Annotated in this window: 19 protein-coding genes and 1 pseudogene; 12 read left to right on the top strand and 8 right to left on the bottom strand. The window is 69.5% G+C overall.

The window, feature by feature from the left end; translation table 11 throughout:
- Window positions 1-33: 33 nt before the first annotated feature.
- Both HS104_03950 and HS104_03955 read right to left on the bottom strand, forming a co-directional pair.
- Entirely contained in the window at window positions 34-1,209 is a 1,176-nt protein-coding gene (locus HS104_03950) for a KamA family radical SAM protein (GenBank protein MBE7479132.1), read from the bottom strand.
- Window positions 1,184-2,197 (bottom strand): peptidyl-prolyl cis-trans isomerase, encoded by a 1,014-nt coding sequence (locus HS104_03955; protein MBE7479133.1) that lies wholly within the window; start codon window positions 2,195-2,197, stop codon window positions 1,184-1,186. The genes HS104_03950 and HS104_03955 overlap by 26 nt, the downstream gene beginning before the upstream one ends.
- Between HS104_03955 and HS104_03960 the strand changes: the two genes are divergently transcribed.
- From HS104_03960 to HS104_04010, 11 genes and pseudogenes are all read left to right on the top strand, one after another.
- Window positions 2,196-3,020 (top strand): UMP kinase, encoded by an 825-nt coding sequence (locus tag HS104_03960; GenBank protein ID MBE7479134.1) that lies wholly within the window; start codon window positions 2,196-2,198, stop codon window positions 3,018-3,020. The two genes, HS104_03955 and HS104_03960, sit on opposite strands and share 2 nt — an antisense overlap.
- Window positions 3,021-3,077: 57 nt before the next feature.
- Window positions 3,078-5,375, top strand: a complete 2,298-nt coding sequence (locus HS104_03965; GenBank protein ID MBE7479135.1) for a heme lyase CcmF/NrfE family subunit — start codon at window positions 3,078-3,080, stop codon at window positions 5,373-5,375.
- Between the two features lie 33 nt (window positions 5,376-5,408).
- Complete coding sequence (locus tag HS104_03970; protein ID MBE7479136.1) at window positions 5,409-6,077, top strand: zinc-ribbon domain-containing protein; 669 nt, start codon at window positions 5,409-5,411, stop codon at window positions 6,075-6,077.
- Entirely contained in the window at window positions 6,074-7,423 is a 1,350-nt protein-coding gene (locus HS104_03975; GenBank protein MBE7479137.1) for a carboxypeptidase regulatory-like domain-containing protein, read from the top strand. Before HS104_03970 ends, HS104_03975 begins: the two co-directional genes overlap by 4 nt.
- A gap of 382 nt (window positions 7,424-7,805) precedes the next feature.
- Window positions 7,806-8,960, top strand: coding sequence for a DNA polymerase III subunit beta (dnaN, locus tag HS104_03980; protein ID MBE7479138.1), 1,155 nt, complete (start codon window positions 7,806-7,808; stop codon window positions 8,958-8,960).
- Window positions 8,961-10,064 (top strand): DNA replication and repair protein RecF, encoded by a 1,104-nt coding sequence (gene recF / locus HS104_03985; GenBank protein MBE7479139.1) that lies wholly within the window; start codon window positions 8,961-8,963, stop codon window positions 10,062-10,064.
- A gap of 330 nt (window positions 10,065-10,394) precedes the next feature.
- A pseudogene (locus HS104_03990) lies at window positions 10,395-14,522 on the top strand (DNA gyrase subunit B).
- Between the two features lie 168 nt (window positions 14,523-14,690).
- The gene (locus tag HS104_03995; protein ID MBE7479140.1) at window positions 14,691-15,344 is read left to right on the top strand and encodes a hypothetical protein; all 654 of its coding nucleotides are present in this window, start codon (window positions 14,691-14,693) and stop codon (window positions 15,342-15,344) included.
- Between the two features lie 217 nt (window positions 15,345-15,561).
- Entirely contained in the window at window positions 15,562-18,213 is a 2,652-nt protein-coding gene (clpB, locus tag HS104_04000) for an ATP-dependent chaperone ClpB (protein ID MBE7479141.1), read from the top strand.
- Between the two features lie 17 nt (window positions 18,214-18,230).
- Window positions 18,231-18,719 (top strand): nucleotidyltransferase domain-containing protein, encoded by a 489-nt coding sequence (locus HS104_04005; protein ID MBE7479142.1) that lies wholly within the window; start codon window positions 18,231-18,233, stop codon window positions 18,717-18,719.
- Window positions 18,664-19,089: a DUF86 domain-containing protein gene (locus HS104_04010; GenBank protein MBE7479143.1), complete on the top strand. Its 426-nt coding sequence runs from the start codon at window positions 18,664-18,666 to the stop codon at window positions 19,087-19,089. Before HS104_04005 ends, HS104_04010 begins: the two co-directional genes overlap by 56 nt.
- Here HS104_04010 and thpR read toward each other — a convergent pair whose 3' ends face one another.
- From thpR to HS104_04025, 3 genes are read right to left on the bottom strand one after another with little or no spacing between them, the layout of a single operon-like run.
- A complete protein-coding gene (gene thpR, locus HS104_04015; GenBank protein MBE7479144.1) occupies window positions 19,090-19,650 on the bottom strand; it encodes an RNA 2',3'-cyclic phosphodiesterase in 561 nt (186 codons plus the stop codon).
- Window positions 19,647-20,888 (bottom strand): competence/damage-inducible protein A, encoded by a 1,242-nt coding sequence (locus tag HS104_04020; protein ID MBE7479145.1) that lies wholly within the window; start codon window positions 20,886-20,888, stop codon window positions 19,647-19,649. The genes thpR and HS104_04020 overlap by 4 nt, the downstream gene beginning before the upstream one ends.
- A gap of 10 nt (window positions 20,889-20,898) precedes the next feature.
- On the bottom strand, window positions 20,899-21,744 hold the full coding sequence (locus HS104_04025; protein MBE7479146.1) for an SUMF1/EgtB/PvdO family nonheme iron enzyme: 846 nt from the start codon (window positions 21,742-21,744) through the stop codon (window positions 20,899-20,901).
- Window positions 21,745-21,802: 58 nt separating this feature from the next.
- Here HS104_04025 and HS104_04030 point away from each other — a divergent pair, with 58 nt between their 5' ends.
- Window positions 21,803-22,624, top strand: a complete 822-nt coding sequence (locus tag HS104_04030; GenBank protein MBE7479147.1) for an aldo/keto reductase — start codon at window positions 21,803-21,805, stop codon at window positions 22,622-22,624.
- Window position 22,625: 1 nt separating this feature from the next.
- On the opposite strand, the gene HS104_04035 is transcribed toward HS104_04030, so the two are convergent.
- The 3 genes from HS104_04035 to HS104_04045 are packed head-to-tail and all read right to left on the bottom strand — an operon-like array spanning window position 22,626 to window position 26,325.
- Window positions 22,626-23,261, bottom strand: coding sequence for a fumarylacetoacetate hydrolase family protein (locus tag HS104_04035; protein ID MBE7479148.1), 636 nt, complete (start codon window positions 23,259-23,261; stop codon window positions 22,626-22,628).
- Entirely contained in the window at window positions 23,258-25,261 is a 2,004-nt protein-coding gene (gene ligA / locus HS104_04040) for an NAD-dependent DNA ligase LigA (protein ID MBE7479149.1), read from the bottom strand. The genes HS104_04035 and ligA overlap by 4 nt, the downstream gene beginning before the upstream one ends.
- Window positions 25,258-26,325, bottom strand: a complete 1,068-nt coding sequence (locus HS104_04045; GenBank protein MBE7479150.1) for a pyridoxal phosphate-dependent aminotransferase — start codon at window positions 26,323-26,325, stop codon at window positions 25,258-25,260. The genes ligA and HS104_04045 overlap by 4 nt, the downstream gene beginning before the upstream one ends.
- Between the last annotated feature and the right edge of the window lie 14 nt (window positions 26,326-26,339).

Here is a 26,339-nt window from a genome sequence, read left to right on the forward strand (position 1 = left end):
GCGCGCCCTCGCTACCACGAGGGCCGCCCGCCGTCATCGCCGCTCGCCAGCAGGCGGCTCGGGGTCGAAGTACTCGACCTCCACGCCGCGCGGCGTGCGGAAGCGCGTCACGCCGTCCTTTCGCGCGAGCACGTAGTCGGGGCCGATGGGCACCTTCCCGAACCCGCCGGGCGTGTCCACTACCAGCTTCGGCAGCGCGATGCCGCTCAGCCGCCCCTGGAGCTGCTCCATGAGCGAAATGCCCGTGGCGATGGGCGTGCGCAGGTGCCCCGTCCCCTTCGCCGGATCCGCCTGGAGCAGGTAATAGGGTCGCGCGCGACAGCGCACCAACCCGCGGAACAGCTCCGCGAGCACCGCGGCGTCGTCGTTCACGCCGGCGAGCAGCACGCTCTGGTTCATCACGGGGAAGCCGGCGTCCGCCAGGCGTTCGAGCGCGCGGCGCGCGAGCGGCGTCAGCTCCTTCGGGTGGTTGAAGTGCGTCATCACCCAGAGCGGATGGAACGGTGCGAGCGCGCGCAAGAGCTCGCCGCCGATGCGCTGCGGCAGCACCACCGGCACGCGCGTGGCCAGGCGGATGGTCTCGATGCTCGGGATCTGGCGCAGGCGCGCGATCACCGCGACCAGGCGCGGGGTGGCCAGCGTGAGCGGATCGCCCCCGCTGACGATCACGTCGCGCACCTCGGGGTGCGCGGCGAGCCAGTCGAAGGCGGGGTCGAGCTGGTCGAGCGAGCGCGTGCCGCTGCCGCCGCCGACCATGCGACTGCGCGTGCAGAAGCGGCAGTATACGGCGCAGCGATCCGTCGCCAGGAGCAGCGCGCGATCGGGGTAACGCTGCACCAGCTCCGGCGCGACCTCGTGGGCCACCTCGCCCAGCGGATCGACCAAGTCGCCGCGCGTCGTCTCGCGCTCGCGCCCGAGCGGCACGACCTGACGCCGAATGGGACAGGCCGGGTCCTTCCGGTCGATCAGCCCGAGGTAATACGGCGTGACCGAGAGCGGGAAACCGTCCCGTTCGGCGCGCTCGGCTCCCGCGCGCTCTTCGGCGCTGAGCTCGAGCTCGGCGGCGAGCTCGGCGGCGCTCTTCAGCGCGTTGGCGAGCTGCCACTTCCAGTCCGCGGGGCGGCGCTCGCGGCGGCCTCGGCCGCCGCTCGAAGGGCCCGCTTGGGGCAAGACGACGAGCGCGCTACTTGGGAGCGGCAGGTCCTGCATCGAGCTTTTCCAGCGGAGACCTGGGCACCTCGACCTTCTCGAGGGCCTTGTCGTCGATCTTGACCGGATAGCGCGCGCGCAGCTCCTGCTCGAGCTTGGCTTCCGCCGCGCGCACCCGCTCCTGCAAGATCGCCACGCGGATGGTGCGCTCCGCCTCGGCCAGCGTGCGATCGCGCGCGTCCGTCTTGCCGGTCATGCGCACGATGTGGAACTTGCCGCCTTCGGCCACGACCTGCTCGTGGATGCCGCCCACCGCCGCGATCTTGAACACGGCCTCGCGGAGAGGCTCCGGCACTCTGGGGTTGTCGCCCTTCGCCGCGCCCGGCGGCCCGACGATTCCCAGGTCCCCGGCCAGCTCCGCCGGGCCCGTCGCCGCACCCTGCGGCGGCTTGTCCAGCGAGTGGTCTCGGACCAGCTTGCCCCAGTCGGTGGGCGATGCCTTCTTCGCCTGCTCGAGCAGCTGCTTCGCCTTCGCCTCGTCCGCCACCACGACGTGCGCGACGCGCCGCCGCTCCGGATCGCGGAACTCGTCGCGGTGCTTGTCGTAGTAGGCGCGGACCTCCGCCTCGGGGATGTCGGCGGGCGCCGTGGTCTCCGTGCGCACCTGGCGCATCACGTCCTCGCGCAAGATCTGCCGGACGCGCTCCTTCACCTCGGGCTTCTGGTCCAGGCCGCGCTTCTTGGCCTCGATGGCAAGGAGCTCCGCCTTGATCATCTCGTCGAGCAGCTGCCGGCGGCGCTCGACGGACTGGTAACGCAGGCGCTCGAACTGGTCCATGCGGTCGATGGTGGCCGCGAACTCGCCCAGCGTGATCACCCGGTCGCCGACCGTGGCGAGAGGCTTCTGCGCGAGCTCCGGCGAGAGCCCGCTCGGCGCAGGGGCGGCGCCCGAGTCGGCGGCGGGCGTCTTGTCGATGGCCTTCTCGTTGCAGGCGAGGACCCCGAGCCCTGCGAGCAGGAGTGCGGCGATCGGCGTGCGAACGGGCATGGCCGGCATCGAATACTACGACCCTGTCCGCGGTGCCAGGCATCGCGAGCGTTGCAGGGCGGCCGCGACGCGGCTAGTGCTCGGGACCGTGACTGATCGAGCCTCGAGCCTCCGGTACCGCAGGGTGGTGATCAAGCTGAGCGGCGAGGCTTTGTCGGGGGGGACCGGCGGCTCCGGCATCGACACGGCGACGCTCGCGGCCACCGCCGCGGAGCTCGGCGAGGTGCACGGCTCCGGTGTGCAGCTCGGTCTGGTGGTCGGCGGCGGCAACATCTTCCGCGGGCTCAAGGGCGCGAGCGAAGGCATGGACCGCGCGCAGAGCGACTACATGGGCATGCTGGCCACGGTGATCAACTCGCTGGCCCTGCAAGACGCGCTCGAGCGCCGCGGCATCCCCACCCGGGTCATGACCGCCATCGAGATCCGGCAGGTCGCTGAGCCCTACATCCGCCGGCGCGCCATCCGGCACCTGGACCAGGGACACATCGTGATCTTCGCCGCCGGCACCGGCAATCCCTACTTCTCGACCGACACCGCGGCGGCGCTCCGTGCCATGGAGATCCGCGCCGAGGCGCTGCTCAAGGCCACCAAGGTGGACGGCATCTACGACCGCGATCCGGTCCGGCACCAGGGCGCGACGCTCTTGAAGACCGTCGCCTACGAGCGCTTCCTGAGCGAGAACCTCAAGGTCATGGACGCCACGGCGGTGGCGCTGTGCCGGGAGAACGGCCTGCCCATCCGCGTCTTCAAGATGGCGCCGGGCAACATCGAGCGCGTCTGCCTGGGGGAAGACGTCGGCACCCTCGTCTCGGACGAAGGGTGAGCGCAGCCACTGCGCGGCAGCACCCCCGCGCGCCCGTGGTAGGCTCCGCTCCCTCCCATGTGGCAATCCCTGCCTGAGCTCGGAACCGGCGTCATCTACGCGATTCTGGTCGCTGCGGCGTACACCTTCGCGGTGTCCATCGCCGCGGGTCGAGGCCGCCCGCGGCTGCTCGATGCGGCCCGCCTCGGCGGCTACGCGACCTGCGCGCTGATCGCGCTCGGCACCGTCCTGCTCGCGTACGCCTTCATCACCCACGACTTCCGCATCCGCTACGTCGCCCGCTACAGCGACCGCTCGATGCCCACGCAGTATCTGTTCGCGGCCCTCTGGGGCGGTCAGGACGGCTCGCTGCTCTGGTGGACCGCCCTGCTCGCCGGCTACAGCGCCTCCTGCTTGTACTGGATGCGGGGCCGCTACCGGCAGCTCCAGCCCTACGTGATCGCCACGCTGATGTCGATCGTCAGCTTCTTCGCCGTGCTGATGCTGTTCGCGGCGAACCCGTTCTCGACCAGCATGTCGGGAGCCTCGCTGGATGGCGAGGGCCTGAACCCGCTGCTCCAGAACTACTGGATGGCGATCCACCCGCCGGCCCTCTACATGGGCTTCGTCGGCTGCGCCGTTCCGTTCTCGTTCGCGATCGCCGCGCTGGTCACCGGACGCCTCGACAACGACTGGATCGTCGCGGTGCGGAAATGGATGCTCTTCGCCTGGCTGTTCCTCAGCATCGGCAACGTGCTCGGCATGATCTGGGCCTACGAGGAGCTCGGCTGGGGCGGCTACTGGGCCTGGGATCCGGTGGAAAATGCCGCGTGCTTGCCCTGGTTCACCGCCAGCGCCTACGTGCACTCGACGATGATCCAGGAGCGCCGGAACATGCTCAAGGTCTGGAACGTGTTCCTGATCTGCCTGACCTTCCTGCTCACCATCTTCGGCACGTTCCTGACGCGTTCGGGCCTCATCTCCAGCGTGCACAGCTTCGCGCAGAGCAACATCGGCATCTTCTTCGTCTACTACATGGGCTTCATCGTCGCGGCCTGCGCCGGCCTGATCGTGTGGCGCTGGCGCGAGCTGCGCGCCGAGTCGCGCATCGAGGCCGTGGCCAGCCGCGAGGCCGCCTTCGTGCTCAACAACTGGGTGCTGGTCGGCATCATGACCTTCGTCGCGGTGGCGACGCTGTGGCCGAAGATCAGCGAGTGGATCTACAAGGAGAGCGTCACCGTCGGGCCGCCCTTCTTCAACCGCTGGATCGCGCCGGCAGGCGTGCTCCTGTTCGCGCTGATGGGCATGGCGCCGCTGTTCGGCTGGCGCAAGACCAGCGGCGAGTCGCTGAAGAAGGCCTTCTCGATCCCGCTCGCAGCCACGGCCGTCGCCGTGGTGGCGCACCTCGCCCTGGGCAAACGCTTCGGCTACCCGGCGCTGGTCCACACCGATCAGTTCTACCCGGGCGTGGTCGGCGTCATCCTGCAGAAGCTCGGCGCGGTACTGCCCTTGGTGGTCATCGCCCTCTCGGCCTTCAACACCGCGGTGATCGTGCAGGAGTTCGCCCGCGGCGTCGCTGCCCGGCGCCGCTCGTCGCTGAAGGCCGGCGAGCAGGAGAACGTGCTGACCGCGCTCAGCCGCCTGGTGGACAAGAGCCGCCGCCGCTACGGCGGCTACATCGTGCACTTCGGCATCGTGCTGATGTTCGTCGGCTTCACCGGCAAGGCCTGGAGCATCGACAAGGAAGCGAGCCTCTCCCCCGGCGACAAGATGAAGGTGGGCGATTACGAGCTCACCTACAAGGGTCCGCGCATGGAGACCGACGTCAACAAGCGCATGGTCTTCGCCGACGTCGAGGTGACCCACGGCACCCGCTCGCTGGGCGTGATGTCCCCGGCCAAGTTCGTCTACAAACGCTCACCGGACATGCCGACCACGGAGGTGGCCATGCACCGGAGCCTCCGCGACGACCTGTACCTGGTCGTCGGCATGGTCAGCCCGGAGACCAAGAAGGCGGCGTTCCAGTTCCACGTGAACCCCCTGGTGTCGTGGATCTGGGTCGGCGTCGTGGTGCTGATCTTCGGCGCCAGCCTGTCGCTCTGGCCGGAGGTCGCCTTCAAGGAGGTCGGCGCCTGGGGCTACGTCCGCACCGCCGCCGCGGGTCTGTCCGGCGTGGCCTTCGCGGTCTGGATGGCGATGGGCCCGTCCACCGCCTTCGCCGCCGAGCGCGGCGCGCGCGCACCCCCCGAGCCCGCCCCTGCCGCCGTCGAGAGCCCCGCCCAGCCCCTGCCGGTCACGGGCGCCTCGGCTGCACTGATCGGCGGGCTCGCCCTAGGGGTCTACGCCGCTCGGCGTCTACGCCGCTCGACGGAATAGCTCCGTGACGCCGAAGCTGATAACGGGAGTGCCGTGCCGCCCGGTCTGAACGAGCTCCTGCTTCGCGCTCGCCCCTACTCGCCGCTGCTCCTGGTCGCGGTGGCGGGCGGGGTCGCGGCCTGGCGTGGTCTGGGAGTGGGGCTCCTGGTCCTGGCCGGGGGCATGCTGCTCTTCGCCATCGCCAGCCTGTGGCAGAGCGTGCAGAGCCTGGGCGACGACGGCGAGCTCAGCCTGGACGAGGCGCTGGCCCTGGCCGCGCCGTCCGCCGAAGAGGAGAAGAAGCGCTCGGTGCTGCGGGCGCTCAAGGACCTGGAGTACGAGCGCAGCGTCGGCAAGGTGAGCGACGAGGACTACAACGCGCTGTCCGCGCGCTACCGCGACGAGGCTCGCCGTTTGCTCCAGGAGCTGGACAAGGCGGAGACGCCGGCGCGCGAGAAGGTGGAGAAGCTGATCGCGAAGCGGCTCGAGAAGGAGAAGCTCGAGCAGGCTGAGAAGGCGAAGGCCAAGCCGGAGCCGGAACCGGAGCCGGGGCCGGAAGAAGATCAGGATCAGGATCAGGATCAGGATCAGGATCAGGATCAGGATCAGGATCAGGATCAGGATCAGGATCAGGATCAGGATCGGACGGTATGTGTCGAGTGCGGGACCAAGAACGAGCCCGACGCGCGCTTCTGCAAGCAGTGCGGGGAGTCGATGTCATGAGGCGCTCGTTCGGCGTCGCGGCCGCCTTCGCGCTGATCTCGGGGCTCGCGTTCGCGCAGGCGCCGCTGCCGCCGGGAGCCCCGGCACAGATGCCGCCGGGCCATCCCCCGATCGGTGACTCGGAAGACGCGCCCGCGCCCGAGGGTGCGGTGCCGCCGGGTCACCCGCCCACGGGCGGCGCGCAGTTGCCCGGCGCCGGCCGAGCGGACAGCGCGAACCCCTCGGCAGAGGTGCCGGTCGGCGTGATTCAGGCGCTGATCAACGACGGCCAGGGCAACCCCTTGCCGGGTGTGGACGTGCGCTTGCTCATCCTGCGCCAGAGCGTCGCCGAGGGCGATTCGAAGGAGTTCCGCAACGCCCCCAGCAGCCCCGAAGGCAAGGTGCGCTTCGACGGTCTCGGGGTCGGCTCCAAGTTCAGCTACCGCATCACGGTCAAGCGCGACGAGGCAGAATACGCCTCGCCATCGTTCAACCTCCGGGAGGACATGGGGCAGAACGTCGTCTTGCACGTGTACCCGGTCACCAGCGACATCCGTCGCTCCATGGTCGGCATGCGCGGCTTCGTCATGGTCGAGCCGCGGGACGACGTCTTCCAGTTCGAGGTCTTGTTCCGCGTCTTCAACGTCGGCACGACCACCTGGGTGCCGGACGATCTGGTGATCGACCTGCCCAAGGGCTGGAAGGGCTTCAACGCCCAGGAATCCATGGGCGACACTCGCTTCGCCGCCGACGGCGACCGCGGGGCGAAGCTGCTCGGCACCTTCAGCCCGGGGCAGCACGACGTCGCCTTCCGCTTCCAAGTCCCGAACGACCACGACGAGACCGTGGACTTCAAGCTCTCGCTGCCGCCGCACGTCGCGGAGGTGCAGGTGATGGCGGAGTCGGCCAAGGGCATGAGCTTCGAGGTCTCGGGCATGAGCCCGGCCCAGCCCAGCATGCGCGAGGACGGCAGGCGCATGCTCGTCACGGGGCGCCAGCTCAAGCCCGGCGAGCCGGAGATGCAGGAGCTGGCCATCCGCTTGACCGGGATCCCTTCACCGGGCCCCGGCCGCTGGTACGCCGCCGGCATCGCCCTCGGGCTCGGCGCGCTGGGCCTCTACCTCGCGATGCGTGACGACAAGGAGAAGCCTTCCTTGACGTCGCTGCCGGAGAAGGACGTCGCGCGCGCTCGCAAGCTCTTGCTCGACGAGCTCGTCGCGGTCGAGAAGGCCCGACAGGCGGACAAGATCGGCCCGCGCACCTACGAGTCAGCGCGGAGGGCCCTGGTCGACGCCCTGGCGCGCCTCGAGGCGGCCGAGCCCCTGCGGGCGCAGAAGCCCCAGAAGAAGCGCGCTCGCGCCCACTGAGCGCCCTTCCGCGCCCTGGAGGCATGCGTCTCCACAGGGTGGGGACAAGCTATGGAAAAGCCTGAGGAAGACATCCGGGCCCGCCTTGCATATCTCACCCCGGGAGCTGTTCCTCCACACCCACCTACATCTAACGGGACCTCTCCCTCCCCAACCTCAGGGTCCACATAGGCAATTGCTTTCAGCTACTTGGCCGGTTCTCCCCAGCATCCACAGGCCCTATGACGACTGCTTCTCTATTTATTTCTTACAAACAGAGAGAGAAGAGAGCCGACCCACCCACCTCCACCAACCCTGTGGAGAACTTGGGCAAAGAAAACCCGCGCATTCCTAGCGCTCTCGCCTAGCGCCCAAGCGAGGACGCAGGTAGGACGGCCCGACCATGCAGGTCGTGGTGAGCAAAAAGGATCTCCTGCGCGTCCTCGGGCGCTGCCAGGGCGTGGCGGACAAAAAGAGCACCATGCCGGTTCTCGGCAACGTGCTCATGGAAGTCTCCGGACCGGACCAGCTCCGGCTCGCCGCCACGGACCTGTATCTGGCCGTCAGCGGCACGATCAAGGCGCGCGTGGACAAGGGCGGCTCCATCGCCGTCGGTGCGCGTGACCTGTTCGAGCGCGTGAAGATGATGCCCGAAGGTCAGGTCTCGATCACGACGACCGACGGTGCCGCGACGACCATTCGCTCGGTCGCTTCGGCGCGGCGCTACACGGTGCACGGCATCCCGGGAGAAGAGTTCCCCGCGCTGCCCGAGCTCGCGGAGGGCGCGCAGCTCTTGTCGCTCGACGTGGACACGCTCTCGCAGCTGATCGCCGCGACGCAGTTCTCGGTCTCCACCGACGAGACGCGGCTGCATCTGAACAGCGCGCTGTTCGAGTGGGATGGCGATCGCGTGCGCATGGTCTCCACCGACGGGCACCGCCTGAGCAAGCTGGAGATCCAGGTCCCGGGCAATCAAGCCTCGCAGACCATGCTGATTCCGCTGAAGGGCCTGCTCGAGCTCAAGCGGTTGTGCGACGAGGCCCGCGGTGACGCCGGCAAGGGCGAAGAAGCGACGGACGGGAGCAGCATCAAGCTGGGCACCAGCGGACCGAACGCGTTCTTCCAGCTGGCGGGCTTCCGCTTCAGCGTGAAGCTCGTGGACGCGCAGTTCCCGCCGTACTCGCAGGTCATCCCGGAGGCCACCGAGAAGGCGGTGCGCGTCCCGCGCCTGCCGTTCTCGGACGCGCTCAAGGCGGTGGCCCTGGCCGCCAGCGACCGCACCGGCGGCGTGAAGCTCACCCTCGACAACGGCAAGGTGCGCTTCGAGAGCGAGAGCCCGGAGAGCGGAGAGGGCTTCGACGAGATCCCCATCGACTACGACGGGGGCCCGATGACCATCGGCTTCAACGCGCGCTACTTCCTCGACGTGCTCGGCGCCATCGACGACGAAGAGGTCATCCTCGGCATCAGCGGTGAGCTCGACCCCGCGGTGGTCAAGCCCGCCAGCGAGAGCACCAAGAAGAGCTACCTCGCCGTGATCATGCCGATGCGGATCTGAGTGCCCGCCGAGCTCCGCTTCGAGCGGATCGCGATCCGTGCGTTCCGCAACATCACCTCTGCCGAGCTCGAGCCGGCGCCCCGGCTCAACGTCGTGTCCGGCGACAACGGGCACGGCAAGACCAGCTTGCTCGAGGCGCTGTACGTGCTCGCCACCAGCAAGAGCTTTCGCGCCGACAAGAACGCCGAGGTGATCCAGACCGGCGCCGAGAGCGCGCTGGTCAGCGCGAAGATCCGCGAGGCAGGCCTGGGCCGCGAGCAACGCGCCGTGCTGGGGCAGCGGGCGCGGGTCTTCTCCGCAGACGGCAAGCGCATCGCGCGCCTCTCGCTCTACGCCACCAAGACGCCGGTCGTGGTCTTCCACCCCGGCGATCTGGCCTTGGCGAGCGGCCCGGCGCTGGGTCGCCGCACGCTGCTCGACCGGGTCGCGCTCTTCTTGGAGCCGGTCAGCGCCGATCACCGCTCGCGCTACGCGGTGGCGCTGCGCGAGCGGCAGCGGGCGCTCGACGAGCGCGGGACTCGCGCGGCCGAGCTCGACGCCTACGAGGCCATCCTGGCCGAGCACGGTGCCGCCCTCTGCCGCATCCGCGAGCGCACCGCCGCGCGGCTCGCCGAGGCGCTCGGGCCCGCCTTCGCCAGCATGGCCGCTCCGGAGCTGTCGCTCTCCGTGAGACTCAGGAGCGCGGGCAGCACCGACCAGGAGGAGTTCCGCCGGACGCTCACCGCGACACGCCCCGCCGACCTCGGCCGGGGTAGCGCCAGCTTCGGGCCGCAGCGCGACGACCTCGAGCTCGACGTGGACGGCCGCTCGGCGCGCCGGCACGCCTCCCAGGGGCAACAGCGCGTGCTCTCGCTGGCCTTGAAGGTCGCCGAGCTCGACTGCGTGCGGCAGGCACGGGGCGCGCACCCCATCCTGCTCCTCGACGACGTCTCCAGCGAGCTCGACGCGCAGCGCTTCGAGGCGGTGTTCGCGCTGCTCCGGGACGTGCCGAGCCAGGTCTTCGTGACCACGCCCAGGCCCGAGCTGTTCGTCATCTCCGACGTCGCGGCGGCAGATCGGGCCGATTTCTCGCTGCTCGCCGGAGCCGTCTCCCGGCTGCGCTGAGCAGCCCGAAAAGAGGGCCCGAAAAGGGCCGATTTCCGCGGCCGCTCTGGAGGCGAAATCCAGCGGAAATCTCCCTGTCTTCGCCTTGCCGCGCACCCCTGAAGAGGGTATACGAAAGCAGCTCGTTTTGACGCCCGCCGATCCCCCGTTCGAACCGTCGCTCGCGAGCTCTCCGCGCGCGCTGCGATAGCCGAAATCGGCGGCACCGTTCTCCGCGTTCCTGGGCGCGCCGTGTGTCGTGCGTCGAAACCGAAACCCGAGGATCTCTGCTTGACCACCGAGGCTCCGCAAAACCCCGAATCCCCGTCGCAACCTCCGCCACCCGAGGATTACGACGCCGCCAACATCACGGTGCTCGAAGGGCTCGAAGCCGTGCGCAAGCGCCCGGGCATGTACATCGGCGACGTGCACGACGGCTCGGCGCTGCACCACCTGGTCTGGGAGGTCATCGACAACGCGGTGGACGAGCACCTGGCAGGGCACTGCACGCGCTGCAAGGTCACCGTCCACTTCGACGGCTCGGTCACCGTCGAGGACGACGGCCGCGGTATCCCGGTGGACATGCACGAGCGCGGCGTCAGCGCGGCCGAGGTCGTGATGACCGTGCTCCACGCCGGCGGCAAGTTCGACCACTCGAGCTACAAGGTCAGCGCGGGCCTGCACGGCGTGGGCGTGAGCGCGGTCAACGCCGTGTGCGAGAAGCTCCAGCTCGAGATCCGGCGCCAGGGCGGGCTCTACTTCCAGGAGTACCGGAAGGGCGTCCCGCAGGGCGCGCTCGAGCGCATCGGCGAGACGGACGGGCACGGCACGAAGGTCACCTTCAAGCCGGACACGGAGATCTTCACCAGCACCGAGTACAACTACGACATCCTGGCCAATCGCCTGCGCGAGCTGGCGTTCCTGAACTCCGGGCTGATCATCGAGCTGACCGACGAGCGCGCGGAGGGCAAGCAAGAGACCTTCGAGTTCCAGGGCGGCATCAAGGAGTTCGTCGCGCTGCTCAGCCAGAAGAAGGAGCCCATCCACGAGGATGTGATCGCCTTCACCACCGAGGTGCAGGGCGAGGACACGAAGGCCCCCGTCGGCGTGGACCTGGCCATCCAGTGGTCGGCCTCGTACCAGGAGCAGATCCTCTGCTACACGAACAACGTCCACAACAAGGACGGCGGCACGCACCTGACCGGGCTTCGCACCGCGCTCACGCGTCTGCTCAACAACTACGGCCAGGCGCAGAACCTGCTCAAGGACGCCAAGAGCGGCATCTCCGGCGAAGACGCGCGGGAGGGCGTGATCTGCGTGATCCACGTCAAGCACCCGGATCCGAGCTTCGACTCCCAGACCAAGAGCAAGCTGGTCTCGAGCGAGGTCTCCGGCATCGTGCAGACCATCGTGACCGAGCAGATCGGGCGCTACTTCGAGGAGCACCCGGGCACCGCGCGCAAGATCCTGGAGAAGGCCGTGATGGCCGCCCGCGCCCGCGAGGCCGCGCGCAAGGCGCGAGAGGTGGTGCGCAAGGGCGTGCTCGACTCGACCGCGCTCTCCGGCAAGCTGGCCGACTGCCAGAGCAAGGATCCGGCGCAGAGCGAGCTCTACATCGTCGAGGGTGAGAGCGCCGGCGGCAGCGCGAAGCAGGGCCGCGATCGCCACTTCCAGGCGATTCTGCCGCTGAAGGGCAAGATCCTGAACGTCGAGCGCGCGCGCCTGGACAAGATGCTCTCCAGCCAGGAGGTCGCCACCTTGATCAGCGCCCTCGGCTGCGGCATCGGCGAGAACGGCAACTTCGATCTGTCGAAGGTCAGGTATCACCGGGTGATATTGATGAGCGTGGACGCCGGCGAGCACGTCTTCGTGCGCGACGAGCGCGGCACAAGGATGGCCGAGATCGGCCCCCACATCGACGCGGCGCTCGAGGGCGTTGCCGAGACCGACGGCTACTTCAAGCGCACCGGCGCGGGCCTGGGCGAGGTGCTCTGCTTCGGCAAGGACGACCACGCGGTGAAGTTTCGCCCGGTGAAGGGCGTGATCCGCCATGCGGTGACCGAGCCGCTCTTCGAGATCGAGACGGCCTACGGCCGCAGCGTTCGGGTCACGGCGAGCCACAGCGTCTTCGTCTACCGAAACGGCGAAGTCGTGCTCGAACGTGGCGACCAGATCGGCGTCGGCGATCGGGTCGTCGCGCCGCGCACGCTGCGCCTGCCGGAGACGGCGCCGGAGCGCATCGATCTACTGGCCGAGCTCCACGGCGTACCGGAGGCCGCGAGCCAGATCTGGCTTCGGGGCCCGGCCGTCGAGGCGTGGTTCAAGGCGGAGGTCTTGGCCGAGCACGCAGAGCGGCCCGAGCTGGTGTCGGCGCGAGTCGATGCTCCGGCGGAGCTATGGCGGGAGCTCGCGGAACGGCGGCGTTCTTCGGGTGTCTCCAATCGCGAGCTGTGTGAGAAGGTCGGAATTCGCCAGCCGGTCACGTTCTACGGCTGGGAGAAGCTGACGAGCCGTCCGACGCTGGAGCACTTCGAGCGCTACCTCGCAGCCGTCGGCGTCTCCGCGGAGGAGCTGCAGGGCCGCTTCGTGGTGGGGCCGAGCAAGCTGGAGCGAATCTGGGCGGACCAGTATCGCGGGGCGCCGAAGAACAAGGTGCGGCCCTACGTGCGTCTCTCCGACCTGGACGCGGACGACGTCGCCTGGTTCGGGTCGCGCGAAGACCTGGAGCTGACGCCCGAGCACTACGGCAAGGTCGGCATTCGTCGCTTCGTCGAGGTGGGGCCCGAGCTGTGTACGCTGCTCGGCTTCTACCTCGCGGAGGGCTCGTGCAGCGATCGCGGCGGCATCCGCCTGGCCATTGGCAAGGGCAACGAGCGCTTCCTGCCCGAGATGGGCGCGGCCATCGAGAAGGTGTTCGGCCTGCCCGCCAAGAGCTACGAGTCCGACGCGCGCATCGGCGAGCTCAAGTTGGTGAACCGCGTGGCGGCGCTGGCCTGGCAGCACGTCTTCGGGTTCCGCGGGATGGAGTCGATCACCAAGCAGGTTCCGAATCTCGCGTTCGGCGTGAGCGAGGAGCTCCGGCTCGCGTTCCTTCGCGGCTACCTGCTCGGCGACGGAACCGCAACCGCGGGTCGAATCGTCTTCTCGACCTCGTCGCGGCGCCTGGCGAGCGGGGTCTCGTTTCTGCTCTCGAGCCTCGGCGTGGTCGCGTCCGTCTCGTCCCGCGAGCCCGACGGCGTGGAGCGCGAGGTACGAGGCAAGCCCTGCGTCACCCGCCATGTCCACTACACGCTCACTGTCAGCGCCCGCGAGCACCTGGTCCGACTGCGGCCGGTCTGGTCGAGTCACCCCGGTGCAGCGAGCGTCGAGCAGACCGTTCTGAGCGAGCACGCCAGCGTGAATCGGGCGTTCGACGTGATCGATGGCGACCTGATCGCGCTGCCGGTCACGGAGGTGCACCAGGTACCGGCGTCGAACGGCAACGTCTACGACTTCTCCGTCGAAGACGACGAGAACTTCGTGGCTGGATTTGGCGGAATCTGTGTGAAGAACACTGACGCCGACGTCGACGGAAGTCACATCCGCACCCTGCTGCTCACGTTCTTCTATCGCCAGATGCGCGAGCTCATCGAGAGCGGCTACCTGTACATCGCGCAGCCGCCGCTGTTCCGCGTGCGCAAGGGCAAGAAGGATCTGTATCTGAAGGACCAGACGGCGCTCGACCGGCTGCTCACCCAGAACGGCATCGACGGGCTCACCGTGCAGAGCGCGAAGGGTCCGGCCATCTCGGGCAAGCCGCTCTACGAGCTGGCGACCCGCTTGCGTTCGTTCCGACACATCCTGGGCAAGATCGATCGCCGCTGCGACGCGCGCGTCGTCGGCGCGCTCCTGCGCTCGAGCGGGATGACGCGGGAGGATTTCCGCAGCTCGGAGAAGGTGCAAGCCGCGGCGGACGCGCTCAGGGCGTACCTGGAGACGCGCTACCCGGACTTGCTCCCGCTCACGGTGGACGTGGACTGGGACAAGACTCACGGCGGCGGGCGCATCGCGGTGAAGTTCCGCCCCGGCTCCTCCACCCGGCGGGCGGTCGCCGACTGGGAGCTGGCCGACAGCGCCGAATACCAGGAGCTCTTGGCCATCGAGGAGGACATCCGCTCCATCGGCCCGGCGCCCTACACGGCCAAGACCGAGGCCGGGCAGCCGGTGAGCCTGCCGGACCCCGAGTCGCTGGACGCTCACATCGACGAGCGTGGGCGCAAGGGCACCAGCATCACCCGCTACAAGGGCCTGGGCGAGATGAACGCCGCCGAGCTCTGGGAGACCACCATGAACCCGGACGCCCGGACCCTGCTCAAGGTCCGGGTCACCGACGACGTGGCCGCTGATGAGCTGTTCAGTATCCTGATGGGCGATCAGGTGGAGCCGCGCCGGCAGTTCATCGAGGCGAACGCCCTGAACGTCCGGAACTTGGACATCTAGGCCCGATCAGCTCAGGGCGCAGCTGCGCCCGGTGCCAGGGCCCCGGCGGCGTGCTAAACGGTAGCTCTCCCAGCTCGTGCGCGAGCGGGATTGATTCCTTTTCCCTACCGGGCCGTTTGTGCTTTATTCCGCGGCCGGTTCTAACGAGGTGCGACTATGCGTGGTTCTTTGAAGCTTGTTTTCGGTTTTGGCCTGCTCTCCGTGGTGGCTCTCGGCACGCCCGCTTGCGGCGATGACGACGACGGCGGCGGCGGCTCGGGCGGCGGCAAGGGTGGCTCCGGTGGGAGCACCGGCGGTTCCGGCGGCTCGGGTGGCGGCACGGCTGGTAGCGGTGGCGCCTCGGGCGGCGGTGGCACGGCTGGGTCCGGTGGTTCCGGCGGCGGCGGCATCACTTGCGGCAGCAACCAATGCCAAGACTACAAGGTCGCCGGATTCCTCGACCTCAAGGGCTGCTGCGCCGGCACGGCGAAGGACAAGTGCGGCGGCGACGTGAACACCACAATCGCCACGCTCACCGGTCTCCCCACGGGCTGCTACGAAATTGGGCAGCCTGGCAACCTGGACTCGAACTGCGCGCCCCTGGTGTTCACCGGGCTCGATGGCGGCCCCGCGCAGATCCCGGGCTGCTGCAACAGCGTCGTGAGCAAGTGCGGCTACATGGCGAACTTCACCAGCGTGGGCGGTCCCAACTTCGGCTGCGTGGACGGCACGGGCGTTGTGGACGGCGGCCCGGCCAGCTGCACGCCCAGCACCGGCGACGCTGGCACCGACGCCGCCACCGAAGGTGGCAGCGACGCGGCGACGGACTCGTCCACGGACTGAGACCTTCCAGTCCAAAACGCGGAAGAGCCGCGGGGCACGCGTGCCTCGCGGCTCTTTTGCATTTGGTCCCCCGCGCCCGACCCCCTTGATCTGCAAGGATCCGGCCTTAGTTTCTGGGGAGCTTCGTGCCCGCGATTGGCTTCGGGGCGGTGAGCTGAGCCTTCGGGTCTGAGAAGAAGCGCCCCGCCCCGCGGGGTCGAACGAGACAGGTGTGCCCATGCGGATGGATCGACTGACGACCAAGAGCCAAGAAGCGCTGAGTGCGGCGGTCGCGGACTGCGTGCGCCGCGGCAACCCCGAGGTGATCCCGGAGCACATCCTGGTCGCCATCCTGCGGCAGGAAGAGGGCCTCGGGCGGCCGCTGGTCGAGAAGGCCGGCGCCAACGCCGAGGCCCTGGCCGAGGAGCTCTCGGGCCGTGTGGAGAAGCTGCCGCAGGTGAGCGGTGGCGGCGAGCCGAGCTTCGGGCGGCGCGCGGTGCCGCTCCTCACCAAGAGCGAGGACGAGGCCAAGGCGTTCAAGGACGACTACGTCTCCGTCGAGCACTTCATCCTGGCGGCGGCCAAGCACGACAAGGACGTGCAGGCGGTCTTCAACCGCCACGGCCTCTCGTACGACAAGCTCGTGCAGTCCCTGGCGGAGGTGCGCGGCAGCCAGCGCGTCACCGATCAGAACCCGGAGGGGAAGTTCCAGGCCCTGGACAAGTACACCCGCGACCTGACGGCGCTGGCGCGCCGGGGCAAGATCGATCCGGTCATCGGTCGCGACGAGGAGATCCGCCGGGTGATGCAGGTGCTGTCCCGGCGCACCAAGAACAACCCCGTTTTGATCGGCGAGCCCGGCGTGGGCAAGACCGCCATCGCGGAGGGCATCGCGCGGCGCATCGCCGCCGGCGACGTGCCGGAGTCGTTGAAGGACAAGCGCATCCTGGCGCTGGACCTGGCGAGCATGGTGGCGGGCTCGAAGTACCGCGGTGAGTTCGAGGACCGCTTGAAGGCCGTGCTGAAGGAGGTCGAGGCAGCCAGCGGCGCCATCGTGCTGTTCATCGACGAGCTGCACACGCTGGTCGGCGCCGGCGCCGCGGAGGGCGCCATGGACGCGGCCAACATGCTCAAGCCCGCCTTGGCCCGCGGCGAGCTGCGCTGCATCGGTGCGACCACGCTCGACGAGTACCGTAAGCACATCGAGAAAGACGCCGCGCTCGAGCGGCGCTTCCAGCCCGTGATGGTGAGCCAGCCGACGGTGGAGGACACCATCGCCATCCTGCGCGGCATCAAGGAGCGCTACGAGACGCACCACGGCATCCACATCCAGGACTCGGCGCTGGTGGCGGCGGCGGTGCTCTCGAACCGCTACATCACCGATCGCTTCTTGCCTGACAAGGCCATCGATCTCGTGGACGAGGCGGCCAGCAAGATCAAGATGGAGATCGACAGCATGCCGTTCGAGATCGACCAGCTGGAGCGCAGGCTGCTCCAGCTGAAGATCGAAGAGCAGGCGCTGAAGCGCGAGAAGGACAAGCACAGCAAGGCGCGGCTGGAGGAGCTGGGCCGCGAGGTCGCCGATCTGGAGGAGCAGCGCGACGCGATGCGCGCCCAGTGGATGCGCGAGAAGGAGATCATCACTGCGGTCCGCGAGAAGCAGGTGAAGCTCGAGGAGCTGAAGCTCGAGATGGAGCAGGCGCGCCGCAAGGGCGATCTGGGCAAGGCTGCCGAGATCCAGTACGGCACCATCCCCGGCGCCGAGAAGGAGACGGAGGCGCTGCGCGCGGAGCTCGCGCGCGTGCAGGAGAAGGGCAGCTACCTCAAGGAAGAGGTCAGCGACGAGGACATTGCCCAGATCATCAGCAAGTGGACCGGCGTGCCGGTGAGCAAGATGCTCGAGGGTGAGATGCAGAAGCTCCTCGCCATGGAGGAGAACCTGCGCGAGCGCGTGGTCGGTCAGGAGGCCGCGCTGGTGGCCGTCGCCAACGCCGTGCGCCGCTCGCGGGCGGGGCTCAGCGACGAGCGCCGGCCCATCGGCAGCTTCCTGTTCCTGGGTCCGACCGGCGTGGGCAAGACGGAGACCGCCCGGGCGTTGGCGGAGCTGATGTTCGACGACGAGCGGGCCATGATCCGCGTGGACATGAGCGAGTACATGGAGCGCCACGCGGTCAGCCGGCTGATCGGCGCGCCGCCGGGCTACGTCGGCTACGACGAAGGCGGCCAGCTCACCGAGCCGGTGCGGCGCCGACCCTACAGCGTGATCCTGTTCGACGAGATCGAGAAGGCGCACCCGGATGTTTTCAACACGCTGCTCCAGGTGCTCGACGACGGCCGCCTGACCGATGGCCAGGGCCGCACGGTGGACTTCAAGAACACGGTGGTAATCCTGACCAGCAACGTCGGCACCACCGAGCTCAGCGCCATCGAAGAGCGGCGCGATCTGGAGGACGCCGACAAGAGCGAGATCATGAAGCGCACGGCGATGGAGGCTCTGCGCCACCAGTTCCGCCCGGAGTTCCTGAACCGGCTCGACGAGATCGTGGTCTACCGCCGGCTCGGTCGCGACCAGATCCGGCGTATCGTGGACATCCAGCTCGAGCTCTTGGCGGAGCGCCTCGCCACCCGCGAGCTCGTGCTCGAGGTGCAGGACGACGCCCGCGAGCTCTTGGCGGAGGTCGGCTGGGATCCACAGTTCGGAGCGCGGCCGCTCAAGCGCGCGATTCAGCGCCACGTCGAGGATGGCCTCGCCAAGCGGGTGATCGCCGGCGACTTCGTGGCCGGCGACACCATCGTGGTGAAGCGCGGCGGCGACGGCCTGGTGTTCGAGAAGAAGACCAAGCCGGTCGAGCAACCGACCGAAGCCCCGCGGCCTCACGCTCAGGCGTGACGTGGTACCCTTCACGGGTGGTCGTCGCGCCCGAGCTCTCGTCCGCCCTCCGAGAAGCGCTCTCGGCGCATGCGGAGATCGCAGTCAGCTACCTCTTCGGGTCCCGTGCGCGCGGCGACGCGCGAGAAGACAGCGACATCGACATCGGGCTCGTGTTCCGTCGCGGAGGTGACGCGCCCGAGTCCCGGGAGAGGATCGCCGTTCAGGTGGCCGCCGACGTGACTCGAGCGACCGGCGTCGAACGCGTGGACGTGGTCGATCTGGAGGAGCAGGGCCCGATCTTTTGCCATCGGGTTCTCTCCGAGGGCGAACGGATCCACGAGGCAGACGCGGCCCGGCGAGTCGATTTCGAGTCCGACGTGCTGATGCGGGCGTTCGACTTCCGTCCGACTTACGAGCTGGCGACGCAGGGCAAGGTCTCGGCGTTGCGCCGCTGGCTCAGGAGAAAGCATGACCCAGGAGCAGCTCTGGTCCAAGCTGGACGTGCTGAAGGCGAACCTCGATAAGCTCGCGCGCGTTCCGGCAGGCTCTCTCGAGGAGTTCACCGGGGACTTTCGCAACGTCGCGAGCACGCTGTATCTCCTTCAAACGTCGATTCAGGCGCTGATCGATCTCGGCTCGGTGATCGTCGCGTCGCGGGCGTTGCCCACCCCTCGGACCAGTCACGATGTCTTTGCTCGGCTCGAGGAGGCCGAGCTCCTTCCACCCGGGACGGCAGCACGATTTTCGCCGATCGTCGGCTTCCGCAACCGAGTCGTCCACCTGTACGACCGGATCGACGAGCGGCGCGTGTACGAGATCCTCACCGTTCACCGGCAGGATTTGGCGGAGCTGGCCGACCTTCTGCTCGCGGCGCTGGAGCAGCCCGAGAGCTGATCAGCCGAGGGCGCGCGCGGCCACCGGCGTGTAGCGGCTCCCGCTCGGGGTGAGCTCCGACCGGTAGAGGCGAAGCTCGCCACACGAGACGGGCACCGGAGCGACCTCCGCGGCATCGATGACCGCGCGCGCGTCGCCGGGGTGCTTGAAGCGCGCCAGCGTGACGTGCGCGCGAAAGGGGCGAGTCTCGCGCGCGACGCCGAGCGCTGCTGCGTCTTCGTCGAGCCCGGTGGCGAGCGCCGCGAGCACGGGGGACTCCGTCGCGAGCTCCACGACCAAGACCCGCGCGCGCCGGCCGCCGAAGGCCGTCACCTGGGAGAGCGTCGCGTCGAAGGGCTGCGCTGCTGCCGCCCGTGTCGCGAGGATCTCCTCCAGCCGCGGCAGCGCATTTCCGGGCAACTGCCCCAGGAACTTCAACGTCACGTGCATCTGCTCGGTCTTGGTCCAACGCGGGGACAGGCGCGAGGCGACGGCCTTGGCGCGGGCTTGGGCGGCGACCAAGGTCTCGAGCGCGGCCTCCGGCAGCGGTAGCGCGAAGAACAACCGGAGCGAGTCGCTCAAGCGTCCTCGTCGTGCCCGTGCAACACGACCTTGCGCACCAGCGACAGGCCCGCGAACGCGGCGAGGTCGCGGACCTGCGTGCGCGAGCCGGGGAAGACCATCTGGCGATCGCTGGTGCCTGTCTTGCTGGCGACCGCGAAGTGGACGAGGCCCACGGGCTTGTCCGCCGTGCCGCCGGTGGGTCCGGCGACCCCAGTGAGCGCGAGCGCGAGCTCGCTGCCCAGCGCGCGGAGCGCGCCTTCCGCCATGGCGCGCGCGACGGTTGCGCTCACGGCGCCGTGCGCGGCGAGCAGCTCCGCCGGTACGCCGAGCAGGCCCTGCTTCGCCGAGTTCGCGTAGCTGATCACTCCACCCACGAAGAAGTCGCTCGCGCCGCTGCGCTCGGTGAGCAAGCGCCCGACGCCGCCGCCGGTACACGACTCGGCGACGGCCAACGTGAGCTTCTTCTCGACCAGCAGCTTGCCCAGCTGCTCGGCGAAGGTCACGTCGCCCTCGCCGTACACGACGTCGGGGCCGAGCCGGGCGATCACGGCGTCTGCGGCCCGCCGCGCGCGCTCGCGGGCGTCTTCGCCCCGTGCCAGGACTTTCACCTCGATCTCGGGGAAATGAGCGCGGTAGGCCAGCGTCACCGAATGCTCGGCCTCGATGCCCGCGAGCTTGTCGTTCACGCCGGACTCGGTCATGCCGAAGGTCTTGAGGCGCACCTGGTTCATCGCCTCGCGCACGAAGGGAGCGAGCGCCGGCGCCACGAGCTCGCCGAACATGGTCTTCATCTCGCGTGGCACGCCCGGCATGAAGAAGGCCCGCGCGTGTCCGAGCTGGACCGCGAAGCCGGGGGCCGTTCCCTTGCGGTTCGGCAGGATGGTGGCGCCGCGCGGGAAGTCCGCCTGCTTCTTGTTGGACTCGGCCATCACCCGTCCGAACTTGTCCATGCGCGTGCGGATCGCCTCGAGCGACACCTGGTCGCGGTCGAGAGGAACGCCGATCACCTCGGCGACGCACTCGCTGGTGATGTCGTCGGTGGTGGGACCGAGGCCGCCGGTGCACACGATGACCAGGTGCTGCGAGCTCAGCCGGTGCAGCGTGTCCACGATCTGCTGGCGCTCGTCGGGGATGGCCTCGATGGCGGCGACCTCGAGGCCCGCGTCGGTCAGCGTCTCGGCGAGCCAGGAGGCGTTGGTGTTCACGATTTCACCGCGCGTGAGCTCGGTGCCGATGCAGAGGACGGCAGCGGACATCGCCGGGAGCTTAGTGCGGACCCGAAGGATACGCACAGCGGAAGCCAATGTGCGCGGCGGGTCCGGCCGCGGACTCGGCGGCCCAGGACTTCAGCTCGCCGGCGACCCGCGAGCGAAAGCTGCCGCCGCGCGCGCGCGCGCTGCCGTCGGGCTCGCGCGCCCACTCGGCGACGTTGCCGGACAGATCGAGCACACCTTCGGGGCTCCTGCCGTCGGGACGAGCTCCCGCGAGCTCCGGGCGGTCGGCGCCGATCGCGCAGGGGCCCTCGACCAAGCCGAAGCTCGCCCGGCGACACACGAGCCCGGTCTGACCCCAGGGGTAGCGCCTCACGCTCGCGCTCGTGGCGGCGAACAGCCACTCGTCGGCGCTCGGCAAGCGCCCGCCCGCCGCGAGGCACAGCTTCTCCGCTTCGTCGGCGCTCACGCCGGTCACCGGCAGCCCCGGCTCCGAGTGGTCGAGCTTGCGGCAGCCTGCGCAGCTGCTCCAACGCGCGTGCGTGACCTCCGTCGTGTCGAGCTCGAAAGCAGCGACGGTCAGCGTTCGCGCGACGACGCCCTCCGCCTCCCAGTCGTTGGGGGAGAGCGTGAGCGTGCCGCCTGCGATCAGCACGCGCCGCGCCTGGGCCACGCAGCCGCGCGACGTCGTCTCGAATCCGGACGGACAGCTGGCCGGCGTGCCGCTGCACGCGCCCTGCGCGAGGGTTTGCCCAGGCGCGCAGCAGCGAAAACCTTGCGCGGCGAGCCCGTCGGGACAGCGCGCGGGATCGGCCCGCTCGCGCCGCGCCACGAACAGCACCACCCCGAGCGCGACGATCGCGCCGAGAACGGCAGCTCCGATCAGGGCGGGGCGGCGCATTGGCTCGGGAGCATCGCACCATCCCGCGAAGTTGGCATAGACTCCCCGGCGGGCTGCCATGAGCGACTTCCACGAGCAGATCGAGCTCGGCCGCACCGGGCTCCACGTCGGGCGCCTGGGCGTCGCGGCGAGCTACGGCGTGGATCAGCGCTCGCTCGAAGAGGCCTTCGAGCAGGGCGTGAACTACTTCTACTGGGGATCGCGCCGCACGCCGGAGATGGGCGCCGCCATCCGCAGCCTCGCCAAGAAGCAGCGCGAGCGCCTGGTGGTGTGCGTGCAGAGCTATTCGCGGCTCGGCTTTTGGCTCAAGCGCTCCTTCGAGAAGGCGCTCAGGGAGGCCGAGCTCGACTACGCCGACGTGCTCCTGCTCGGCTGGTTCAACGACGCGCCGCCCGCGCGGATCATGGACGCGGCGACGGAGCTGGTCGCCTCCGGCAAGGCGCGGCACATCGCCATCTCCAGCCATCGCCGCCCGCTGTTCCCGACGCTGCTCGACGATCAGCGCATCGGCATCTGGCAGGTGCGCTACAACGCCGTGCACCGCGGGGCCGAGCGCGAGGTGTTCCAGTCGCTCGACGGCCTGGACGTGGGCAAGCGCCCGGGCGTCATCACCTACACGACCACGCGCTGGGGGCACCTGCTCGACCCGAAGCGCACTCCGGCCGGTGAGACCACGCCCAGCGGCGCCGACTGCTATCGCTTCGCCATGTCCCATCCGCATGTGGACGTGGTGATGAGCGGGCCGGCCAACGGAGAGCAGATGCGCGAGGCGCTGCGCGCGCTCGAGCTCGGTCCGATGAACGAGGACGAGCTCGCGCGCATGCGCCGCATCGGCGACGGCATCTACGGCAAGGACCGGACGAGCGGGATGAGGGATTGAGTCACTCCTTCTCGACCCCAAACCGCAGCACCCCAATCCCGTCGATCTCCACCTCCACCCGATCCCCTGCCACCAGCGGTCCCACACCCTCCGGCGTTCCCGTCAAGATCAAATCCCCCGGCTCCAAGGTCATGACGTTCGAGACGTAGGCGACCAGCGTGGCCACGTCGAAGACCATGTCGCGGGTGTTGCCGTCCTGGCGCGCCTGCCCGTTCACGCGCAGGCGCACGCCCAACGCCCCGGGATCGACGCCCTGAACGACCTCCGGCCCCAGCGGGCAGAAGCCGTCGAAGCCCTTGGCGCGTGTCCACTGCCCGTCCTTCTTCTGCAGATCCCGCGCGGTGACGTCGCAGGCGATGGTGTAGCCGAACACGTGGTCGAGGGCGCGCGCGACCGGGATGCGCCGCCCCTGCGTGCCGATCACCACCGCGAGCTCGGCTTCGTGCTCCACGCGCTCGCTCTCCGGCGGCAAGAAGACCGTGCCGTCCGGCGCGAGCAGCGACGACGGCGGCTTCATGAACAACAAGGGCTCCTTGGGGACCTCGTTGCCGAGCTCCCTGGCGTGGGCGCCGTAGTTGCGTCCGACGCACACGATCTTCGTGGGCGCCGCCGGTGAGAGGCGCGGAAATCGTTTCATGGTCCTTCTCCCCGGAGCATGGCCCCGAGCGTCTTCTCGTCGATCACCTGCGTGCCGTGCTTCTTCGCGCCGTCGAGCTTCGACTTGCCGACCTTGTCCCCGGCGACCAGGAAGGTCGTGCCCTTCTTGACCTTGTCGTGCACCTCGCCGCCGCCCGCGCGGATGTCGGCGTGGACGTCTTCGCGCTTGCGGCTGAGCACGCCCGTCACGCAGAAGCTTTTGCCGGAGAGCGGGCCTTCGCTGGCGACGGCGGCGACGGGCTGGCGGGTCGAGACGCCGCGAGCGAGCAGCTTTTCGAGCAGCGCGTGGCTCGATGGATCGGCGAGGAACGCCCGTACGCTCTCCACCATCTTCGGCCCGAAGCCCGAGATGGCCCCGACCACGCGCTCGACGTCGCCGGCGCTCCAGCCCACGAACGTGGCCAGATCCCCGGCGGCCTCCGCGAGCTGCCGTGCGGCGACCTGGCCGACGTGCTCGATGCCGACCCCGGTGATCAGGCGCTCGAGCGGGCGCTGCTTGGAGCCGGCGATGGCGTCGATCAAGTTCTGCGCGCTCTTGTCGCCCATGCGCTCCAGCGCGGCGACGCGCTCGACGCCGAGGTCGTAGAGATCCGCGACGTCGTGGACCAGGCCGCCGTCCACCAGCTGATCGACCAACGACTCGCCGAGGCCATCGATGTCCATGGCGAAACGCCGCGCGAAGTGGATGATCTGGCCCTTCACCACCGCCGGGCAGCGCGTGTTCGGGCACCAGATGGCCACCTCGCCCTCGCGCTGGGCCACGGCGGTTCCGCACACGGGACAGCGCTCCGGCATGTGCCAGGGCTTCTCCGTGCCGCGCCGCGCGCTCGGGTCCACGCTGACCACTTGCGGGATGATCTCGCCCGCCTTCTCGATGCCCACGCGATCGCCGATCAGGACGCCCAGGTTCTGGACGATCTCGCGGTTGTGGAGCGACGCGCGGGAGACGGTGGTGCCGGCCAGCTGCACCGGCTCGAGCACCGCCACCGGCGTGAGCGCGCCGGTGCGCCCGACCTGCACGATGATGTCGAGCAGCGTGGTCTCGGCCCGCTCCGCGCTGAACTTGTAGGCGATGGCCCAGCGCGGGAACTTCGCGGTGGCGCCGAGCACGGCCTGCTGGGAGAGCGCGTCCACCTTCACCACGGCGCCGTCGATCTCGTAGGGGAAATCCTTGCGCTTCGCCTCGATGGCGGCGACCGCGCGGTGCAGCTCGTCCACGCTCTTGCACACGCGGTGCTGGCGGTGGGTCGGCAGGCCGAGCTTCGCGACGCGATCGAGCGCCGCGGAGTGGCTCCCGCCCAGATCCTCGACCACCTGCCAGATCAGCGCGCGCAGGCGGCGCTTGGCCACGATCCGCGGATCGACCATGCGCAGGCTGCCGGCGGCGGCGTTGCGCGGGTTGGCGAACAAAGGTTCCCCGTCCCGCGCGCGCTCTTCGTTGATGAGCTCGAGATCCTTGCGGTAGATGACCACCTCACCGCGCAGCGTGAGCGGCCCCGCGAAATCGATGCTCATCGGCAGCGAACGGATGGTGCGCAGGTTCTCGCTGATGTCCTCGCCCACCACGCCGTCGCCGCGAGTCGAGCCGCCGGCGAAACGTCCCTCGCGGTACAAGAGCTCGACGCTCGCGCCGTCGAGCTTGGGCTCCACGCAGAACGCGGGAGTGGCGCCAGCGGGCAGCCCGTCGTGCACGCGCCGCACGAAGTCCTCGAGCTCCTGCTCGTCGTAGGTGTTGTCGAGGGACATCATCGGCACCACGTGCTCGACCGTCCGGAGATCGGTGCGCGGCGCGCCGCCCACGCGGCGAGTGGGCGAGTCCGGGCCCGCCAGCTCGGGGTGCGCGGCCTCCAGCGCCACCAGCTCCGCGTACAAGGCGTCGTACTCGCGGTCGCCGATCTGCGGATCGTCGAGCACATAGTAGCGGTAGTCGTGCGCGCGGATCTCGCGCACCAGCGCGGCGTGACGCTGGCGTGGGGTCACGCGCGGGTCTCCAGCTCGAGGGCCTTGGCCAGGCGCGAGAGCCCCTCGGCGAGCTTCTTGCCGTCGGTGGTCCAGCCCAGGCGAAAGGCGCTGGCCTCACCGAAGAAGGCGCCGGGCGCCGCGATCACGCCGAGCTCGCGGATGGCGCGCTCGATCTTCGGCAAGACATCTTCGCCGCGCGAGTCGCGCACCCAGCCGAAGACGCCGTTTGCCTGCGGGCTCACCCAGGACAGGCTCGAGTGGCGCGCGACGAAGGCGTCCACGAGCTCGCGCTTGCCCGCCTGGAGCAGGCGCGCGCGCTCCAGCAGGCGATCGGCGCGGGTGACCGCGCGCTCGCCCCAGGCCCAGGTCACCGGCGGCGCCAAACCTTGGGTGAAGCGCTCCACGCGCGAGGCGGGCTCGACCAGCGCCTCCGGCAAGAGCAACCAGCCCGCGCGGGTCCAGCCGGCGCCCCAGCATTTGGTGGCGCTCGAGCAGCTGACGATGTTCGGCCCGAGCCGCCGCGCGGTCGTGCGCGGCGCGGCGAGCTCCAGGTAGGCCTCGTCGATCAAGAGCGCGATGTTCCTGGGCTCGAGCGCGCTCGCTAGCGCGGTGAGCTCGGCTTCGCTGGCGACGGCGCCGGTCGGGTTGTGGGGGTTGGTGATGGCGACGACGCGCGTCTCCGGGCGACAGGCCGCGAGCACCGCGTCGGGGTCGAGGGCGAAGCCGGCATCGAAGCGGCGCTCGAAGCGATCGACGCCGATCCCGAGCGCCTCCGCGCCACGCCAGAGCGGCTCGTAGCTCGGATTCTCGACCAAGAGCCGCTCGCCGCGCTCGAGCAGCGTGGCGTGCGCGACGAACAGCGCGCCGCTCGCCCCGAGCGTGGTGACGACCTCCCGGGCCGGGACGCGGTAGCGCGCCGCGACCGCCTCGCGGAACCGCTCGCGGGCCCCCATGTCGGCGACCGGCGCGCCGGCGCCCAGCGACTCCTCGGCGATCGGGGTGACCCCGCTCGAGGCCAGGTCGTAGCTCACCTGCCCGTACCAGCGACCTGCGAAATCCAGGTAGGCAATCGACGGCAGCACGGCCCCGGAGACTA

The organism is Polyangiaceae bacterium (assembly GCA_015075635.1).
Classification (GTDB): Bacteria; Myxococcota_A; Polyangia; order Polyangiales; family Polyangiaceae; genus JADJKB01.

What these genes read in the sequence shown, in the direction of transcription:
- HS104_03950 (MBE7479132.1), bottom strand. Translation starts at nt 1,209, where the DNA reads ATGCAGGACCTGCCGCTCCCAAGTAGCGCGCTCGTCGTCTTGCCCCAA.
- HS104_03960 (MBE7479134.1), top strand. Translation starts at nt 2,196, where the DNA reads ATGGCCGGCATCGAATACTACGACCCTGTCCGCGGTGCCAGGCATCGC.
- HS104_03955 (MBE7479133.1), bottom strand. Translation starts at nt 2,197, where the DNA reads ATGCCCGTTCGCACGCCGATCGCCGCACTCCTGCTCGCAGGGCTCGGG.
- HS104_03965 (MBE7479135.1), top strand. Translation starts at nt 3,078, where the DNA reads ATGTGGCAATCCCTGCCTGAGCTCGGAACCGGCGTCATCTACGCGATT.
- HS104_03975 (MBE7479137.1), top strand. Translation starts at nt 6,074, where the DNA reads ATGAGGCGCTCGTTCGGCGTCGCGGCCGCCTTCGCGCTGATCTCGGGG.
- dnaN (MBE7479138.1), top strand. Translation starts at nt 7,806, where the DNA reads ATGCAGGTCGTGGTGAGCAAAAAGGATCTCCTGCGCGTCCTCGGGCGC.
- clpB (MBE7479141.1), top strand. Translation starts at nt 15,562, where the DNA reads ATGCGGATGGATCGACTGACGACCAAGAGCCAAGAAGCGCTGAGTGCG.
- HS104_04010 (MBE7479143.1), top strand. Translation starts at nt 18,664, where the DNA reads ATGACCCAGGAGCAGCTCTGGTCCAAGCTGGACGTGCTGAAGGCGAAC.
- HS104_04020 (MBE7479145.1), bottom strand. Translation starts at nt 20,888, where the DNA reads ATGTCCGCTGCCGTCCTCTGCATCGGCACCGAGCTCACGCGCGGTGAA.
- HS104_04025 (MBE7479146.1), bottom strand. Translation starts at nt 21,744, where the DNA reads ATGCGCCGCCCCGCCCTGATCGGAGCTGCCGTTCTCGGCGCGATCGTC.
- HS104_04030 (MBE7479147.1), top strand. Translation starts at nt 21,803, where the DNA reads ATGAGCGACTTCCACGAGCAGATCGAGCTCGGCCGCACCGGGCTCCAC.
- HS104_04035 (MBE7479148.1), bottom strand. Translation starts at nt 23,261, where the DNA reads ATGAAACGATTTCCGCGCCTCTCACCGGCGGCGCCCACGAAGATCGTG.